At 45.6% G+C, this 17,365-nt stretch carries 14 protein-coding genes; 8 read left to right on the top strand and 6 right to left on the bottom strand.

What is annotated here, in order from left to right; translation table 11 throughout:
• Positions 1 to 79: 79 nt before the first annotated feature.
• Positions 80 to 1,024 (top strand): UV DNA damage repair endonuclease UvsE, encoded by a 945-nt coding sequence (gene uvsE / locus QT973_RS09295; RefSeq protein WP_333391207.1) that lies wholly within the window; start codon positions 80 to 82, stop codon positions 1,022 to 1,024.
• 70 nt (positions 1,025 to 1,094) lie between these two features.
• On the opposite strand, the gene QT973_RS09300 is transcribed toward uvsE, so the two are convergent.
• The gene (locus QT973_RS09300; protein WP_333055828.1) at positions 1,095 to 1,487 is read right to left on the bottom strand and encodes a hypothetical protein; all 393 of its coding nucleotides are present in this window, start codon (positions 1,485 to 1,487) and stop codon (positions 1,095 to 1,097) included.
• 126 nt (positions 1,488 to 1,613) lie between these two features.
• On the opposite strand from QT973_RS09300, the gene QT973_RS09305 reads away from it, so the two are divergent.
• Positions 1,614 to 2,285, top strand: coding sequence for an SOS response-associated peptidase (locus QT973_RS09305; protein WP_333055829.1), 672 nt, complete (start codon positions 1,614 to 1,616; stop codon positions 2,283 to 2,285).
• Between the two features lie 149 nt (positions 2,286 to 2,434).
• Complete coding sequence (locus QT973_RS09310) at positions 2,435 to 2,821, top strand: VOC family protein (protein WP_333055830.1); 387 nt, start codon at positions 2,435 to 2,437, stop codon at positions 2,819 to 2,821.
• A 21-nt stretch (positions 2,822 to 2,842) separates the two neighbouring features.
• Here the strand turns inward: QT973_RS09310 and QT973_RS09315 are convergent, their stop codons facing one another.
• Together QT973_RS09315 and QT973_RS09320 are read right to left on the bottom strand one after the other, a co-directional pair.
• Complete coding sequence (locus QT973_RS09315; protein WP_333055831.1) at positions 2,843 to 4,030, bottom strand: RNA-guided endonuclease TnpB family protein; 1,188 nt, start codon at positions 4,028 to 4,030, stop codon at positions 2,843 to 2,845.
• Between the two features lie 242 nt (positions 4,031 to 4,272).
• Positions 4,273 to 4,890 carry a CP12 domain-containing protein gene (locus QT973_RS09320; protein WP_333055870.1) on the bottom strand — a complete coding sequence of 206 codons (618 nt, stop codon included), beginning with the start codon at positions 4,888 to 4,890 and terminating at the stop codon, positions 4,273 to 4,275.
• Positions 4,891 to 5,404: 514 nt separating this feature from the next.
• Between QT973_RS09320 and glpX the strand changes: the two genes are divergently transcribed.
• The 3 genes from glpX to QT973_RS09335 all read left to right on the top strand — a co-directional run bounded on the left by glpX (position 5,405) and on the right by QT973_RS09335 (position 11,260).
• Entirely contained in the window at positions 5,405 to 6,442 is a 1,038-nt protein-coding gene (gene glpX / locus QT973_RS09325) for a class II fructose-bisphosphatase (protein WP_333055832.1), read from the top strand.
• Between the two features lie 145 nt (positions 6,443 to 6,587).
• Positions 6,588 to 7,880, top strand: a complete 1,293-nt coding sequence (locus QT973_RS09330; protein ID WP_333055833.1) for a glutamyl-tRNA reductase — start codon at positions 6,588 to 6,590, stop codon at positions 7,878 to 7,880.
• A gap of 359 nt (positions 7,881 to 8,239) precedes the next feature.
• Complete coding sequence (locus QT973_RS09335) at positions 8,240 to 11,260, top strand: UPF0182 family protein (RefSeq protein WP_333210802.1); 3,021 nt, start codon at positions 8,240 to 8,242, stop codon at positions 11,258 to 11,260.
• A gap of 215 nt (positions 11,261 to 11,475) precedes the next feature.
• Here QT973_RS09335 and QT973_RS09340 read toward each other — a convergent pair whose 3' ends face one another.
• The 3 genes from QT973_RS09340 to QT973_RS09350 all read right to left on the bottom strand — a co-directional run bounded on the left by QT973_RS09340 (position 11,476) and on the right by QT973_RS09350 (position 15,180).
• Complete coding sequence (locus QT973_RS09340; protein ID WP_333055835.1) at positions 11,476 to 12,132, bottom strand: hypothetical protein; 657 nt, start codon at positions 12,130 to 12,132, stop codon at positions 11,476 to 11,478.
• 228 nt (positions 12,133 to 12,360) lie between these two features.
• Positions 12,361 to 13,311: a PIN domain-containing protein gene (locus QT973_RS09345; protein ID WP_333055836.1), complete on the bottom strand. Its 951-nt coding sequence runs from the start codon at positions 13,309 to 13,311 to the stop codon at positions 12,361 to 12,363.
• Positions 13,312 to 13,551: 240 nt separating this feature from the next.
• A complete protein-coding gene (locus QT973_RS09350) occupies positions 13,552 to 15,180 on the bottom strand; it encodes a site-2 protease family protein (protein WP_333055838.1) in 1,629 nt (542 codons plus the stop codon).
• A 239-nt stretch (positions 15,181 to 15,419) separates the two neighbouring features.
• Between QT973_RS09350 and QT973_RS09355 the strand changes: the two genes are divergently transcribed.
• Together QT973_RS09355 and QT973_RS09360 are read left to right on the top strand one after the other, a co-directional pair.
• The gene (locus QT973_RS09355) at positions 15,420 to 15,575 is read left to right on the top strand and encodes a hypothetical protein (protein WP_333055840.1); all 156 of its coding nucleotides are present in this window, start codon (positions 15,420 to 15,422) and stop codon (positions 15,573 to 15,575) included.
• Between the two features lie 347 nt (positions 15,576 to 15,922).
• The gene (locus QT973_RS09360) at positions 15,923 to 17,356 is read left to right on the top strand and encodes a hypothetical protein (RefSeq protein WP_333210808.1); all 1,434 of its coding nucleotides are present in this window, start codon (positions 15,923 to 15,925) and stop codon (positions 17,354 to 17,356) included.
• The last annotated feature ends 9 nt before the right edge of the window (positions 17,357 to 17,365 follow it).

Raw genomic sequence — 17,365 nt, forward strand, 5'->3', positions numbered from 1 at the left:
TCAAAACTTGATAACTAAGGACTTCAGTCCTTATTACAAACCTATTTTGCGATCGAAATAGAGCTAGGTGTTATTTTAAATGAGCAATATTAACCAAGTATTGGAAAAAGACAAATTGCCGGAATTGGGATTAGTCTGTATTACAACATCCAATGAAGTTCGCTTTCGCACAGTCACGCGGAAGCGACTTTTACAGCTTTCGGAAACTGAACAAGAAACGGTATTGCGCGAGCTTTATACAGACAACTTAAAGCGGCTTGACAAAGCGATCGACTTCTGTTCCGTTAATCAGATTAAGCTCTACCGCATGACTTCTGCACTGTTCCCTTTTGCAGATACAGATTTGGGGGAAGCAGTGCTACACTCCATGACTGAAGAATTGCGGACTACGGGCGATCGCGCTCTTTCTTTAGGCATCCGCTTGGTACTCCACCCGGATCAATTTGTCGTCCTCAGTTCCGACAAGGTTTCTGTGGTTGAAAACAGCATTAAAATTCTCGCGACTCATGCTTTAATTTTAGATATGTTGGGACAGCCCCGATCGCCCCTGGCACTGATGAACATTCACGGCGGCAAGAGCGATCGCACTTCGCAGCTCAAGTCTGTCATCCGCGATTTACCCGAATCAATTCGATCGCGCTTAACCTTTGAAAATGACGAATACGCTTACAGTTCCTCGGAAATTTTAGAAGTTTGTCTCGATACCGGCGTACCAATGGTTTTTGACGCCCACCACCACGTCATTCACGAACATTTAGAAACTTACGACGATCCCAGCGTTGCCGAAATGCTCGCAGCCGCCCGCACAACTTGGTCTGTTCCTGAATGGCAATTAGTGCATATATCGAATGGCAGAGAATTTTTTGCCGATCCGCGCCACAGCGATTTAATTACAGAAATGCCTAATTGCTATTATCAAGCTCCTTGGATTGAAGTAGAAGCTAAATTCAAAGAATTAGCTATTGACAAGTTGCGCGCCGAATGGTTGTCGGCGAAGGTTCCACAATTTAGCAATGTCTCTTAGGGTGGGGTTTTACCAACAATAATTGCCTAAAACAAATCATCTCGAAAATTCACCCCCACTTAACGGTAAATCACAAGAACAGGCAAGATGCCTGTTCCACAAAGAATGAATTTTCTTGTGGGGTATCCCGCAAGAACATGCAGGATGCCTGTTTCACAAAGAATGAATTTTCTTGTGGGGTATCCCGCAAGAACAGGCAAGATGCCTGTTTCACAAAGAATGAATTTTCTTGTGGGGTATCCCGCAAGAACAGGCAAGATGCCTGTTCCACAAAGAATGAATTTTCTTGTGGGGTGTCCCGCAAGAACAGGCAAGATGCCTGTTCCACAAAGAATGAATTTTCTTGTGGGGTGGGCGTCTCGCCCGCCCGGTTTAGTCCGACAATCCGACAGGGGTTTTTAACCCCTGTCTCATAGTTAAAGTCCTCTAAAAGAGGACTAAAATAGATAGATATTGAGCTCATATTTCCAGTCGGTTTTAACCGACTTTAGCTTTGAGGCAGGGGTTTCAACCCATGCCGGACTGCCGGATTACCCGACTGTCGAACTGCCGGAATCGGTAAAAACCGCGTTAATACAACTATAAAATTATGTGCGGAAGATTCACTTTAACTACTTCAGGTCAAATCATCGCCGAATTATTCAAACTGTCGGGAGTTCCAGACATCAAACCGCGATACAATATCGCCCCAACTCAATCAGTTGCCACAGTCACAGTTGAACCAGAAAAAATGCAGCGACATTTTCAATTTATGCGCTGGGGTCTGATTCCAAGTTGGGCAAAAGACATGAAAATAGGCAGTCGCATGATTAATGCGCGATCGGAAACTGTAGCCGAAAAACCTGCTTTTCGCAGCGCCATCAAGCACAGGCGATGTTTGATAGTGGCTGACGGTTTCTACGAATGGCAGCAGCAGGGAAAGAACAAACAGCCTTACTATTTTCAAAAGGCAGATGGCGAACCTTTTGCTTTTGCCGGTTTGTGGGAAAATTGGGAATCTCCTGAAAAAGAAAACATTGTATCTTGCAGTATAATTACTACCGCTGCTAACGAAACAGTGCAGCCGCTGCACGATCGAATGCCCGTGATTCTCCCCGACAGCGATTGGGAACAGTGGCTCGATCCTGCTGTTAAAAATGCTCGGGAAGTTTTGCCCTTGTTAAAGCCCTATGCTTCCGAAGCGATGAAAGCAAAGGCCGTAAGTGCGATCGTCAATAGTCCAACTAGAGACAGTCCCGAATGTATTAGCGATCGACAATAAATCATTGCAGCCGACAAAACCGAGATAGTTTGAGTTATGATGTAAAATGATGTTTGAGTTGTAGCTTGGGTTTTCTCAAGATCAGTTTAACTCTGTTGTTATTTGCTCAAACACTTTTAAATCTTAACATCAGTTAGAAGACAAAAAATATGATCGGATATGTTACACTCGGTACCAACGATATTGAAACGGCAGCCAAGTTTTATGATGCTTTGCTGGCTGAAATTGGCGCTCGACGATTCATGGAATTCGACGGATTTATCGCATGGAGCGTTTCTCCAGAGGAACCAGCACTTGCTATTATAAAACCCTATGATGGTAACACAGCAACTGTTGGCAATGGAGTCATGATAGCTCTTCAGGTTGACAGTCCAGAAAAAGTTAACTTAGTTTATAACAAAGCGATCGAACTTGGGGCTAAGGATGAAGGGCCAGCAGGACCAAGAGGCGCGTTACCGGGGTTTTATGCGGGATATTTTCGCGATCTTGATGGGAATAAGCTGAACGTGTTTTGTTTGACATCCACCCCGCCGTAGAACGGCGAGGATTCCCAAACCTCAAGATTTAGGTTTCTGCTTCTGTCCCTTACGGGGTTTCGCACCTGCCTTAACAGATTTACTCTGTTCGGGTCTTACAGTCGCTCCACAGACTGCCACGGCAAGCCCTGCCGCCAAAATATTCTTTGCCGCGTTGATGTCTCGGTCATGGTGTGTCCCGCAATTAGGACAATCCCATTCCCGGATATTCAACGGCATCTTGTCAACGATGTGTCCGCAATTGCCACACCGTTTTGAACTCGGAAACCATCGGTCAATCTTAATTAAAGTACGACCGTACCACTTACACTTGTATTCAAGTTGCCTGACCAATTCGCCCCAACTTGCATCACTTATGGCCAGGGCAAGGTTGGGATTTTTAATCATGTTCTTCACAGCCAAATTCTCGACGGCGATGGTTTGGTTTTCGCGCACCAACCGCGTTGTTAACTTGTGAAGGTTATCTTTTCTTGCATCAGCAATTTCTTGATGTACTTTCGCTACTTTGAGTCGTGCTTTGTAACGGTTGTTTGACCCTTTCTGTTTCCGGCTTAAAGCTTTCTGCGCTCTTCTAAGTTTGCGATATTTTGCCTTGAATCCTTTGGGATTGGCAATCTTTTCACCAGTGCTAAGAGCGAGTAAACTTGTAATGCCCAAGTCAATACCAACTTGACTGCCTGACTGAGGTAATGCTTCAATTTCAACATTCACCAACAGGGAAACTGACCACCTACCAGAGGGTGAAAGCTTCACCGTAATGGTTGATGGTCGGCAACCGACAGGTAGCATCCGGCTCCAACGAATTGGCAACGGGTCGGCACACTTTGCTAAGTAAACTTGTCCATCCTTAAACTTGAAAGCAGATTTGGTAAACTCTGCGCTACCACCATTGCGTTTTTTCTTGAAGTTGGGATATTTCGCCCGCCCATCAAAAAAATTGGTGTAAGCCGTTTGTAAATGTCGCAAGCATTGCTGTAACGGTACGCAGCTAACTTCCGACAGAAAATCTAACTCTTCTGTTTTCTTCCATTCGGTTAGCATTGAAGAGGTTTCAGCATACCCTACCCGTTTTTGGTCTTTGTACCATGCCTCGGTTCTTACGGCTAAGGCACGGTTGTATACTAAACGAGCGCAACCCATTGTCCGTCGCAACAAACTCTCTTGTTCCGGAGTTGGGTAGAATCGATAGCTGAAGGCTTTGAGCGTCATGCTCACAGTCTAACACTTCGATTGTGATATTGTGCTAGACTCAATGTAAAATCTTTGTAAAGCCGTCAAACGAAGGACGGGGTTTCAAACCCAAATTTCTGATGACAGGGCCAAACACTTAAGATTTTTATCTTTCGTGAGGCGAGCCGAAAAAAAGCTATTTCCGATTGTTAGTTATTAGTTATCAATCCATAAATAAGAGTTGATAACTAATAACTAATAGTTAATGACTAATAACTAGATTAACTGTCGTATATCCGCGCTTCAGCAGCCTCTGGATTTTCCTCGCAATACTGGTCAAAAGCCGTTTTTTCCAGCTTCATCGATCGCTGGTGAGAAGCCTCAGCCTGCATTTCTTCTACAATATCCCAGGCTACCGCGCACTCTCTAGAGGTAGCGCCTTTTTCGGCACAGATACTTCTGGCATCCGCGATCGCCTGTTCGATTTCTTCGTCAAATAAAACACTCTTCGGCTTCTCAAGAAAATCGCTTTTTGTCAATATATCCGTGACCGAAATAATGCCCACTAGCTCGTCCTTAATCACCGGCGCCCGGCGGATGCGGGTATTCGCGAACAACCTAGCCACATATTCCACCCCCAAGTCAGGATTGACCGTAATGCAAGGTTTGGTCATAATCTCGAAGACGCGGACTTTTTTCGGGTCTACTCCGTAGGCTGCTACTTTATAGACAATATCCGTTTCTGTCACAATGCCATAGGCATCTTGTTCGTGGCGACGTTCCACAATCAACGCGCGCAAACACAAATCGTTCATCATCGCCACCGCTTCAGCTACCGTTGCTGAACCGCGAATGGTAACAACATCTGTGGTCATAATATCTTGGGCTTTCATCATCATTGTTTTTTGCTTACGGCTCATAAAGTCTACTGCGTCGCGATTTGGGGCTGTCCATTTGATTTGCGATCGTCATTAGGACTTACCCTCACAAACCCGGTTTCTACCAAAATTTTGGGTTTAGTAACGATAAATTCCGGGTTAGCAACCGGGTTTCTGAGAAATCGTGCATCGCAAACTAATCATAAAACCTTTAACGGCACTCGGAATGACAACTTGCCTGAAACAGCCCGTCGCAGCCCCGGAACCTCTGGAGTCCGCGATTTAGCGTTCAGACGGCAGGGCTGTTTCATTCTCTTGTAGGGGCCGTGCTACCCCTACTCCCCGTGCCGGCCCTCTTGGTCGGATCTTTGAGCTTGTTGGACTCAGATTTTCCAGCCCCAGTCTCAAAGAAGCAAAAGTTAACACAAACTAAGCAACTGCTTGCGCTCGCACAGATCCCCGCCTCTGATAAACTTGATGGCTGGGAGTGCAAAAGAGCACAAGGCACGCATCAGCAGTTGGGAGGATCTAGTTCGTGGACAATGTAATCGGTTTAGAGATTATCGAAGTAGTTGAGCAGGCAGCCATCGCTTCCGCTCGCTTGATGGGCAAAGGCGAAAAAGATGAAGCCGACAGAGTGGCTGTAGAAGCCATGCGGGAGCGCATGAACAAAATTCATATGCGCGGCCGCATCGTGATCGGCGAAGGCGAGCGCGATGACGCACCCATGCTTTACATCGGTGAACAAGTAGGTATTTGTACCCGCGAAGATGCCAAAGATGTCTGCAACATAGATGAATTGATCGAAATTGACATCGCTGTTGACCCCTGCGAAGGTACTAACCTGGTTGCTTACGGTCAAAACGGTTCGATGGCAGTTTTGGCAATCTCTGAAAAAGGTGGTTTGTTTGCGGCACCGGATTTCTACATGAACAAATTGGCTGCTCCTGCGGCTGCTAAGAATCATGTAGATATTCGCAAAACGCCCACTCAAAACCTCAAAATTATCTCTGATTGTCTCAGCCGCAGTATTGAAGATTTGGTGGTGGTGGTCATGGATCGCCCCCGACACAAAGATTTAATTAATGAAATTCGGCAAGCGGGTGCAAGAGTTCGGCTGATCAGCGACGGCGACGTTTCGGCAGCGATTTCTTGCGCGTTTTCTGGTTCCAACATCCACGCACTTATGGGTATTGGCGCAGCACCCGAAGGCGTGATTTCTGCAGCGGCAATGCGCTGCTTGGGCGGTCACTTCCAAGGGCAGTTAATTTACGATCCGGCTGTTGTAAAAACTGGTTTGATCGGTGAAAGCAAAGAGAGCAATATCGCCCGCCTGAAAGAGATGGGCATCACAGACCCAGACAAGATTTACAATGCTGAAGAGCTGGCATCTGGAGAAACAGTTCTGTTTGCAGCTTGCGGGATTACTCCCGGAACGCTGATGAATGGAGTTCGCTTCTTTGGCGGCGGCGCTCGCACTGAAAGTTTGGTAATTTCTTCTCAGTCGAAAACGGCTCGATTTGTGGATACAATCCATATGTTTGACCAGCCGAAATCTCTGCAATTGAATTAGTGATTAGTTAGTGGTTAACAGTTAAATGTTAACAATTAACAGTTAACGGTGAACAGTCACCAGTGATTAGCAATTAGCGATAAACTAAGAACTAATAACAGGTGACTGTTAACAACTAAGAAAGAAATAGTGACAAATCACAGATATGAATATTGCAGTCGTAGGTCTCAGCCACAAAACAGCGCCGGTAGAAGTTCGCGAAAAACTGAGCATTCCAGAACAGAAAGTTGAAGCCGCGATCGCCCAATTGCGCGGCTACCCGCACGTTCAAGAGGTTGCCATCCTCAGCACTTGCAACCGCTTAGAGATTTATATTGTTACCCGCGAGTCGGAACCTGGTGTGCGAGAGGTTATTCAGTTCCTTTCCGAATTCAGTAAAGTTCCTTTGCAGTCTTTGCGCCCTCACCTGTTTATTTTGCTGCACGAAGATGCGGTGATGCACTTGATGCGAGTGGCTTCTGGCCTCGACAGTTTGGTGCTCGGAGAAGGACAAATTTTGGCTCAGGTGAAACAAACTCACAAACTCGCCCAGCAGTACAAAGGTGTAGGCAGAATTTTAGAGCGCTTGTTCAAGCAAGCTCTCACAGCAGGGAAACGAGTTCGCACGGAAACTAGCATCGGTACTGGTGCAGTTTCGATTAGTTCGGCGGCGGCAGAATTGGCTCAAATGAAGGGTCAGCATTTAGCAAGCAGCAAAATTGCCATTATCGGTGCTGGCAAAATGTCGCGGCTTTTGGTGCAGCATTTGCTCTCCAAAGGAGCTAGCCATATTTCGATCGTTAACCGCTCTGTGCGGGGCGCCCTGGAGTTGGCCGGTCAGTTTAAAGATGCTCAACTGCACCTGTATCAGCTATCGGAAATGATGCAGGTAATTGCTAGTTCTGACTTGGTTTTTACCAGTACGGCAGCTACCGATCCACTGTTAAATAAAGCTAAATTGGAAGCGGTTTTAGATCCGAATCGCCCTTTGATGTTGGTGGATATTTCTGTGCCGCGCAACATTGACTCGGATGCAAACGAACTCACTAATGTGCGATCGTTTAATGTGGACGACTTGAAAGCAGTGGTAGCTCAAAATCACGAAACCCGTCGCAAAATGGCAATGGAAGCTCAGGGCTTGCTGGAACAGGAAGTAGAGGCTTTTGATCTCTGGTGGCGCAGTCTGGAAACCGTTCCTACTATTAGCTGTTTGCGGGATAAGATAGAATTGATTCGGGAACAAGAGTTAGAAAAAGCTTTATCGCGTCTTGGTTCGGAATTTTCGGAGAAACATCAAGATGTGATTGAATCTTTAACAAGGGGGATTGTGAATAAGATTTTGCACGATCCGATGGTACAGTTACGCGCTCAGCAGGATATTGAGGCGCGGCGGCAAGCGATGCAAACTTTGCAAACACTGTTTAATTTGGATGTGGATGTCAATCAGCAGTACAGCTAGTTTGTCATTGGTCATTAGTCATTAGTCATTAGTCAGTTGACCCGAAAGCAGGAGTCATATTATGCCCGGTCAATTACCATGAATAAAAATGCCTCCAACCCTGGCGGCAAAAGTATCATTCGGGAAGGTAAATTGCTCGAACATGATATAAGTTACAGCATATTCCATGTATATGTAGTACACACTATATTGTAGTAAGTAAGGTGCGTCGCCACCAGTTAATCTGCAAGTTCTATTTAAAAGGTCGCAGATCCGCACCCTACATATTAAAATTACACAACATAAATATAGCGGCTACTGTACTTCATCAACCTGGAATATGCTGTATCATTCAACCAATAACTAATGACTAATAAGTAATGACTAATAGGCGAATTTATCAATTAATTTTAGGGATTGTAGGGCTGTGGCTGGTTCTTGAATTTGCCTCCCGCATGGCTGCAGAAATTCTCTGGTTTCAGGAAGTTGGATATCTTCAGGTTTTTCTGTTAAAGCTGAAAACTCAAGGGTTGCTGGGGACGATCGCAATTGCTGTTTCTTCTGTCTTTTTGCTGGGAAATTTGGCTTTAGCCCGCCGCCTGCAACATCCCGCAGAGGAAATGAAATCGCCGGTTGTGGGGGAGCTATTCGCTTCACTGAGGGCGAACAACGCGGGGAAGAATACCGAGAAGAATTACGAATTACCTGTTGCTAAATCCCAAATAACCTTTTCCTGGCTGCTGTTGGCGGTATTCGGATTGAGTTCGATCGCAACTTTTATAGTAATTCACTGCGGGCTGTTGGCTGCAAACAGCCTCACCTATTTGGGTATAGCTGGCAATTTACCTGCACCGCCGGTGCAGTTAGGAATTGAGTCCATCCAGCAAATAGCCGTGCAGTTATTTTCTCGCTGGTGGCAGTTGGGCTTGCTGCTGGGGACAATGTTAGCTGTGGTAATTAAGCCTGATTTTTGGCTGCGGGCGATCGCCCTTTTTCTCAGTTTGGCGATCGGGCTGATTGTCGCCAGTCGCTGGACAAATGTTTTGCAATATTTTCACCCTATTAATTTTAACACGACCGACCCTCTTTTTCATCAAAATATTAGCTTTTATGTATTTATTTTGCCAATCTTAGATTTGCTAGGATTCGGGCTGACAGTTGTATTTTTGTACAGTTTAGTATCTAGTGCTTTAACATATTTGCTGTCGGGAAATAGCCTGAGTCAAGGGATATTTTTGGGGTTTTCTCGATCCCAGCAGCGGCACTTGTACGGGTTGGGTGCAGCTTCCATGCTAGCCGTTGCATTCCGCTACTGGTTGGGGCGCTACTCATTGCTGTATTCGCGGGGAGACGTTACTTACGGCGCAAATTATGCTGACGTGACAGTGCGACTGCCCTTCTATGGATTTTTGAGTATTGTGGCCGCGACGATCGCACTTTTGATGCTGTGGCAGGTTTACCAATTCAAAATTAAAAATGAAGTCCTAAAAAAAATTATTTTAGCCTGGGTAACTTTAACTTTTGTGGGAGGTTGGCTGCTGCCACAAATTGTGCAGAAACTCATAGTTCAACCCAACGAACTAGCACGAGAACAGCCGTACATTGAGCGCAGTATTGCCTTTACTAAAGAAGCCTTTGATCTCAACAATATCGAAATAAAAACATTCGATCCCGCCGGAAAACTTACTTATGCCGACTTAGAAAAAAATCAACTTACTATTAGCAACATCCGCCTGTGGGACAAGCGACCGCTGCTGCAAACGACCCGACAGTTACAGCAAATTAGACCATATTATACATTTCCTGATGCGGATATCGATCGCTACACAATCAAAAAGGAAAAAGCACAAAAAGGAGATTCGGAAAGTCAACAAGTGTTTCTGGCAGCGCGGGAATTAGATTACACAGCAGTTGCCCCAGATGCTCAAACTTGGGTGAACGAACACCTAGTTTACACTCACGGTTACGGCTTTACTCTTTCTCCCGTAAACAGAGTCGGTGTCGGCGGTTTACCGGATTATTTTGTCAAAGATATTGGAGTGGCAGCCCAGAAAGGAGAGACTGCTTTGGAAGTCACTAGCGATCGAATTCGGGCCAGTATTCCGATCGGCTACCCGCGAATTTACTACGGCGAAATCACCGATACAGACGTGATGACGCCCACAAAAGTCAAAGAATTCGACTATCCCAGCGGCGAAGAAAATGTTTACAATACTTACAGCGGTAGGGGCGGAATTGCGATCGGTTCTATATGGAGGCGCTGGCTGTTTGCTAATTATCTCAAAAATTGGCAAATGGCGCTTACCCGCAATTTTACCCCAGAAACTAAATTGCTGTACCGCCGAAATATTAACAAAAGAGTCCGGGCGATCGCTCCTTTTTTGCGCTACGATTCTGACCCGTATTTAGTAGTAGCCAACGCCAATCTTAGCAATGATGATATAGAAAAAGCCAGGGAGGACAATGGCAACAAAATTAAACCTGCACCCGCCGCTAATGATAAATCTCCCAACTATCTTTACTGGATTATCGATGCCTATACAGCAAGTCCTCGCTATCCGTATTCCGATCCGGGAAATCATGAGTTTAACTACATACGTAACTCTGTAAAAGTAGTAATTGATGCCTACAACGGATCTGTTGACTTCTATGTTGCCTATCCCTCCGATCCGATTATTAACAGTTGGATGGCTATCTTTCCCGGACTCTTCAAACCCCTTGACAAAATGCCTCCGGCTCTCCGCAAACATATCAGATATCCAGTAGATTTGCTGAGCATTCAATCAGAACGCTTGCTAACTTATCATATGGAAGACCCGCAAGTATTTTACAATCGGGAGGATTTGTGGCGAGTTCCCAATGAAATTTATGGCAGCGAACAGCAGCCCGTAGCACCGTATTATTTGATTACGAAACTGCCAACGGAAACAACAGAAGAATTTATTTTGCTGCTGCCATTTACACCAGTAAGCCGCAACAATTTAATTGCTTGGATTGCAGGGCGATCGGATGGTGGCAATTACGGAAAATTGCTGTTGTATCTGTTTCCCAAACAGCGATTAGTTTATGGCCCGGAACAAATAGAAGCTTTAATTAACCAAGATCCTGTTATTTCCGAACAAATATCTCTCTGGAATCGCCAGGGTTCAAAAGCAATTCAAGGAAACTTATTAGTAATTCCTATTGAACAATCTTTACTGTATGTGGAACCTCTTTACTTAGAAGCAGAGCGTAATAGTTTGCCAACTTTAGTCAGAGTTATTGCTGTTTACGAAAACCGCATCGTCATGGCAGAAAATCTTGAATTGGCACTCAAGGCACTTTTTCAGCAACAATCTACCAATAAACCGGCCATTATTCGACCTTTAGAAGGAACAGCGCCAGCTTTAAACAATGAATGATATCAATTTCCGTTGAACTCGTCATGATTGTTGACTGTTGACTGTTGACTGTTGACTAGGGGTCTGAAAACTGAATGGTTGAGTGTTAAGTGTTGACTCTATTTTATTATTCCGAGGCCAGCGAAAACGATATAAATTAGTGCGACTTCTGTTCGCTAGGATCGCGAATTAAATAACTTACAATTTTAATTGTTATTGTGGAAGTTATTTAATTCTCATTCCCTAGCAGCCTTGATATCCTGCCACCAAACATTGACATAGGGCCACATCAATCTCTCGTCTCCTCCAGAATCTAGTTTCACTGTCACCTCATAACGGTCAATATGCGTGAGTTCGCCAGTTTTACCATTCAAATAAAATTGTTTGGGATTGTCGGTGATAATTTCTACCCTTTGATTCAACAGCGGCAGCATCTGGGTAGAAGAACCCTGAAACGGATTTTTGCCTTTGATCGCATAGCCACCAATCAAAGATAAGTACATTAAAGCTAGGAAAAATACCGTCAATAAGCCCACAATTACCAGTGTTTTTTGTTGTGAAAAACTGGTATAAACGCTCCCATATCCTACGATCATAGTTCCCAAAAACAACAAATTTGGCAGGTACAGCCCATCTTCCAAAAACACGCTACCAAAAAACATCAGGACTACCTGAAAACCAAATAATGCCGCCACCCAACTCCAGCCAGTTAGCAACGATGCAGATAGTAGCCAATTCATTGCTAGAGTAAGGGCGATCGCCATTGCTATTGCCCCAAGTGGTGCTGCATAATCGTATTGTCTGAAGGGAAGAAGAACAAAAAATACTAAAGCATACGCAAAACCCGCAAAAGCCAGTGCTAATCCACTAATTATTTGGTTCCCGTTCAGCATGGCGAGGAATTTTTAGAACACTAAAGTGGAGCGTTCATCTTGTGTTGTGATAGTAGCCGTTGAAAATTCCCAGCGGACTAAGGCCAGAAATTCTAACCGTAGGGTGCGCCACGAGCAGCTTACCGCTATATTTAGGGGAGAGAACCGATTTGTTAACCAAGCGTGCTATCCCAGTTTCCCAAGGTGCAAATCAGCCACATCAGAAGGTAGAATTTTCAGCAAACTAGATTATTTAGGGTCGATCGACTTAACAAATTGTTGCACAGGCTGCGGTAGAGCCGGCACAAAAGTCTTTCTAAAACCCCTAACATCGAACACTCGCCACAAAATACCCACCGCTACCGTCAAGAAAAATAAGGCTCCCAAAAAATTGAACACACTAGACAGAAAACCGCTGTCCCTTTTTTTCGGAGGTGTAATATGTTTCATGCGATATACAGCCGGCTCGTAATCTATCGACTCCTCGCGATTGCGCCGTGGCGTTTTGGGCCGGGAACTCGCACTGCGCTTCTCAGTCAAACCCGTTTTATTAGTTTTAGTAAAACTGGTAGACGACTTCAATTCAGAAGCGCCGCGCGTCCCCGTTAACTTGCTAGCAGAAGCCCCCGTTTGGCCCACAGCAGCATCCTGAATTCTGCTGTTAGGGCGCTGAGTCGATTTGCGTTCGGCGAGGGTACGCATCAAAGTTTGCAATTGCTGAGTCGCCGCCGGCGGGCGTTCCCCTTTCCTCGCCCAATTTAACAGCATCGCCCCGGTAATCCCGCAGAGATTCGTAGCGCCTACAGAAGCCAGCCGCTTCAGCAGAGGCTGGCTGTTGGACACAAAAATCACCAATGCGTCCGGGTGTTCTTGAGCCAAACCGTAAACGCACTGAGCCGTCGCCACCACCAGCATTGCTGGCTTGCTTTGATTTTTGATCGAAGGTTCGAGAGCGCGGTGTGTTTCCTGAGCGTCAGTTGCAATCCAACCGCTGTCGGCAAAAAAGCGCATAAACTCTCTAGCTACTTGCTCTTGAGCTTTTTCCACCGCTTGCCCTGTCAGACGATCTATTTCGTCGTACACTACTTCTGGGATATAGCAAGTTCCCACCTTCGTATATTCTTGCCAAACTTGGGTTCGGCCAGTCATTAAAACATCTGCATCAAAAGTTACCAATACAGGAGGAAGTTGATTAGCCATGACTTTATCCTATAGGCTCAGATAAGTTATTTAAACTTAATCGATCAAGTTTAAACAAATTTTGGGTTATAAAAAAATCAACTTTTGGTAGTAGATAAATTGCCCTGGGCGCGGGTATTAATGGGAAATTAGTAGTTAGGAACCCGATCGCCCTTCAGTTCCCAGTTCGATCGCTCAATTCCTATATTCCACTAATTTACCGCAACCCAAGAGCCTATTACCAAAGATGCCCGACTACTGCTAGTTGCCAATTCCCAGACGGCCAGCCAAAGCCGGAGTCAACGGCAACAGCGCAGCAATCATCAAGAACAAAGCTAGCAAACCCAAAGCCGCGCGAGCATCGTCAGGCTCAGTCAGCTCGTTGAGGCTCGGTCGCTCCAGATTCCGCTGTAAAATCAGAATCACGATCGCCCAATACAGAGCCAAAGGATTAACTAAAGAAACGATAGCCAGCACCACAAAAGTCGCCAAAGTAGTGCGACTGGCTATTTTCCGACCGTAGATGGCTTGCACGATTCTACCCCCGTCCAACTGTCCCGCCGGCATCAAATTAATCGCCGTTATTACCAAGCCCAACCAACCGATAACTACCAGCGGGTGAACGTCAACAATCTGCTGCTGCAACGCCGAACCCAAAACCACTTTTGCCAAAGTTCCCACCAAAACCGAGCCCTTGAAAAATTCTGCGGGAATTTGAAACAAACTGCCGGGGTGAGACAGCAGCAAACCCGTTACCAGCATTAGCACAGAAACTATTCCCCCAGCCGCTGACCCGGCAAAAGCGATGTCAAACAAAACTTTACGGTTGGGCAGCAGCGACTCAAAACGGTCGATCGCTCCAAAACAACCTATCTGCAAAGTTGGTATAAAAAACGGCCAACTCAAGCCAACCTTGTACCGATTTGCCAGCACTCTGCGAGCAATTTCCCCAGAGCCTAAAACCGCCCAAATTCCGGCTGCAATTGGCAAAACTTCTAGATATCTAGCCGGCGAGTTAAAGAAATCGAAACCTAGCAGCAAACCGCCTGTCTCTAAGCTAGTAGCAATTGTTGCCAGCAGCAGCACGACTGCTAGGATTTTTTGAGACACGGTTGTTGGCTGCGGGTCGTTGGTGCTGGGCAAGATAATAACTACGGGCTTGTCGTCCTGATTTTCTACTAAAAATAGGCGGTAGCGATCGTTTAATCTTTCTTCCAAACTTGCCGTCAAACGTGAGTGTACTTGTTCTGGGTCTCCTCGGAGATTGCCTTTGAGAATTACCCCATCTTGATAGGGAATCGTTTCTGTGGCAAAGAAAGTATCAATTCCAAAGATACCTTTAATTGCCTTGAGGTCTTCCACCGGAACGGGAATTATTTCTGATTCATTATTCGCAGGCGACGAGGTGACGATCTTAATCGTTTCTGGGCCTGGTGGTCGCTGCGACTCAGGGGCTGAGAAAGCATCGCTTTGGGACTTTACCTCAGCAGCATCCGGCCGCGGCAGCACTGTATCAGATGCAGCCTTACGCAATTGCCGGCCCAGATAAATGTACAATCCCGTGGATGCCACTAGCAGCAACAATACCGCAACTAGATTGAGGTAAATTCCGGCGGCGAACAAACCAAAGAACAGCAGCCAGGGACTCATCAGCGCAACAGACTGCAACCAAGCCAAAATTCCCAGTTTGCCAAAAGGTCTGGCGCGATAAAATCCCCAACCCAGAATTCCCATAGCAACCAATACGAGCGCAATTGTTGCCGTATTTTCCGATGCAACTATAGGCATTCCGGTTGCTTGCGCCAATAGGGGCTTTAATCGGTCGATCGCGCTGCGGTCGAGTAATAGCATTAAATTTTGGGGAACATGAAATAGAGTTGTTGGGAACATATCCAAACCTGTCGGAAACTAGCCTGATTACTAAGGATAACCTCTGAGGGCTACTCGGCCCACAACCTGCTGTTGCTGTTTGAACATCGCAGGAGCTAGGCTATTGACACAATAGACTTTTTATGATATCACATCGGCTATAGCAAACCTATACCCAGAAGGGTAGCAGTGTCGATCGGTCAGAAGCATGAAGATTCGCCCAGTGTGGCAGGTGGGGCTTTTTTAAGGATTTGTTTCGGATGCCAGACGCCGAAAATAAAAACTCAGCTCCGACCGTCGCAGAATTCCCAGAGCCGACTGACTTGCTCAACCAATTGAAAGCGCGGCGTAAAAAATCCAGAGCGGACTTGGCAGACGTGGAGACGTTCTTGGAAATATTGGGTTCGGAGAGTTGACCCGTGTCTGCTGAAAGGATGCCGGGATACCACCTGACCCAGATAGGCAGTGTTTCGCATTTGTTGTGCGAAACAAAATGCGAAAAAAATGCGAAACAAATAAGGTTTGAGCCGCTCTCTCCTTTTCGGGAAAGAACGGCTCAAAGCATTGATGCTATTAGGTTTTATCTACGGGTACGGCAGGACTTGAATCAAAGCCTCGCTCTTGAATTACGAATTTCCGTCGTTCTAGCCATTTTTTGCACCCACTCTGAAAGTCCTGTTTTTGATTTGAGCGAACACTGAGCGACTTGCTGTAGGCTGAGTACATCAGTCGAACTCAGCACTATCAGAGTAGGGAGCGAGAGATGAGCGAAAAATCTAATCCTGTCACTGCAAGTACCACCGCAGACTACCTTATTGGCTACGAGCGGATTCTAGACTACTTCCAACAAGCACAGAAAGAATGCCCCAAGGGCGTAGGGCTAAAAAGAGACAGGAAAGCGAGTGGTGGTTACATAACGTTGCAATTCAAGTTAGGTGACAAGCGGGTCAACAAGACTTGTGGGTGCTACTTGACCATGCAAGGTATCACTGATGCTCTGAGGAAAGCTCATCTAGTTGCTAGCGGTTTACAGTCCTTCTCTAGCGAGAGTCGCTTTTTAGCCTGGTATGATGATGTTATTTTGGATAAAAACGTCATCAAAAATGATTTGATAACGTTTGGTCAGGCGATAACAAAAGTAGAGAAAGAATACTGGGATGGACGCACTAAACGCCGTCAACAACGTGACAGGAGTAGTATTAGTCAGCAACGTACTTGGAGTGCCGTTTACGGTGACTACTATAAGCTGTTGCCACAAGATAGGGTCGTAAACCTAACAGATATTCTGTCCGCAGTTAACGGTAAAAAACAAGGAACCAAGTGCTTTAAAAATTGCTTGTGCGCCATGAAAAAGCTTGCTGAGACTATTGACAGTGCCGACTTATTGGGCAGGCTCAAAGAGATTGACGGTAGACAAACAGAATTTCGTGAAGACCTTCAAACTTTATCGGTTGATGAGTTTTTAAAACTTCGCGAAGTGGTTTTAGATGTTCCCAACAACAAACGATACCATTTGGAATCACGTAGGCGGTGGATGTGGGTATTCTCAATGCAGTTGGTGTATGGCTTTCGAGTTCATGAAGTTTTTGCGATTCAGAATATTGACAAGCCATTTAAGACGAAAGATGGTGTTATTATTCCTGCCTTGAATGAACCGATAAACAAACAAATGATTGCCGTAGTAGGCGATAAGACGTTACTAGATACTACAACTAAGACGGGCTACAGGTTGTGTATACCCATGCTCCCTCCTACTCATCCTGACTTGATGGAATGTTTAGAAATCAAATCAGGCAACTTGCCTGATGTTAGAACATCGTCAAACAATCCAAAGACGATTAGTGGGCTATACAGTGACCGCGCACAAACTATCTTAAGAAGATGGGACAAAGGCTTTACCCAAACCCACGCTTTACGTCACTTAGCGAATCTCAACGGTCAAATGGCGGGGATGTCTCAGGAGACAAGAGCTAAGAGTTTGGGGCATTCAACACAGATGAATGAAGGTACTTATAAAAAACGAGCCAATACTCAGACAACGATTGATTTACTAACTCAGTCCACAACAGAAGCTATTCCATTGGGTAGTGCAATTGGAGTGCTTAAACAGTTAGGAAGTGATGTGAAAAATGTCAAACTGCTAGCTGCTATTTACGGCATTACGCCCGACGAAGTGATGGAGTTGCTTGCCGAATAATTTGAAACA

Origin of the sequence: Microcoleus sp. Z1_A1, from assembly GCF_036700305.1 — a bacterium.
Lineage (GTDB): Bacteria > Cyanobacteriota > Cyanobacteriia > Cyanobacteriales > Microcoleaceae > Microcoleus.

Excerpts from the sequence above, each read along its gene's own strand:
- QT973_RS09305 (WP_333055829.1), top strand. The coding sequence starts at position 1,614 with ATGTGCGGAAGATTCACTTTAACTACTTCAGGTCAAATCATCGCCGAA.
- QT973_RS09360 (WP_333210808.1), top strand. The coding sequence starts at position 15,923 with ATGAGCGAAAAATCTAATCCTGTCACTGCAAGTACCACCGCAGACTAC.
- QT973_RS09320 (WP_333055870.1), bottom strand. The coding sequence starts at position 4,890 with ATGATGATGAAAGCCCAAGATATTATGACCACAGATGTTGTTACCATT.
- QT973_RS09300 (WP_333055828.1), bottom strand. The coding sequence starts at position 1,487 with ATGAGCTCAATATCTATCTATTTTAGTCCTCTTTTAGAGGACTTTAAC.
- QT973_RS09340 (WP_333055835.1), bottom strand. The coding sequence starts at position 12,132 with ATGCTGAACGGGAACCAAATAATTAGTGGATTAGCACTGGCTTTTGCG.
- QT973_RS09330 (WP_333055833.1), top strand. The coding sequence starts at position 6,588 with ATGAATATTGCAGTCGTAGGTCTCAGCCACAAAACAGCGCCGGTAGAA.
- uvsE (WP_333391207.1), top strand. The coding sequence starts at position 80 with ATGAGCAATATTAACCAAGTATTGGAAAAAGACAAATTGCCGGAATTG.
- QT973_RS09315 (WP_333055831.1), bottom strand. The coding sequence starts at position 4,030 with ATGACGCTCAAAGCCTTCAGCTATCGATTCTACCCAACTCCGGAACAA.
- QT973_RS09350 (WP_333055838.1), bottom strand. The coding sequence starts at position 15,180 with ATGTTCCCAACAACTCTATTTCATGTTCCCCAAAATTTAATGCTATTA.
- QT973_RS09335 (WP_333210802.1), top strand. The coding sequence starts at position 8,240 with ATGACTAATAGGCGAATTTATCAATTAATTTTAGGGATTGTAGGGCTG.
- QT973_RS09355 (WP_333055840.1), top strand. The coding sequence starts at position 15,420 with ATGCCAGACGCCGAAAATAAAAACTCAGCTCCGACCGTCGCAGAATTC.
- QT973_RS09345 (WP_333055836.1), bottom strand. The coding sequence starts at position 13,311 with ATGGCTAATCAACTTCCTCCTGTATTGGTAACTTTTGATGCAGATGTT.
- QT973_RS09310 (WP_333055830.1), top strand. The coding sequence starts at position 2,435 with ATGATCGGATATGTTACACTCGGTACCAACGATATTGAAACGGCAGCC.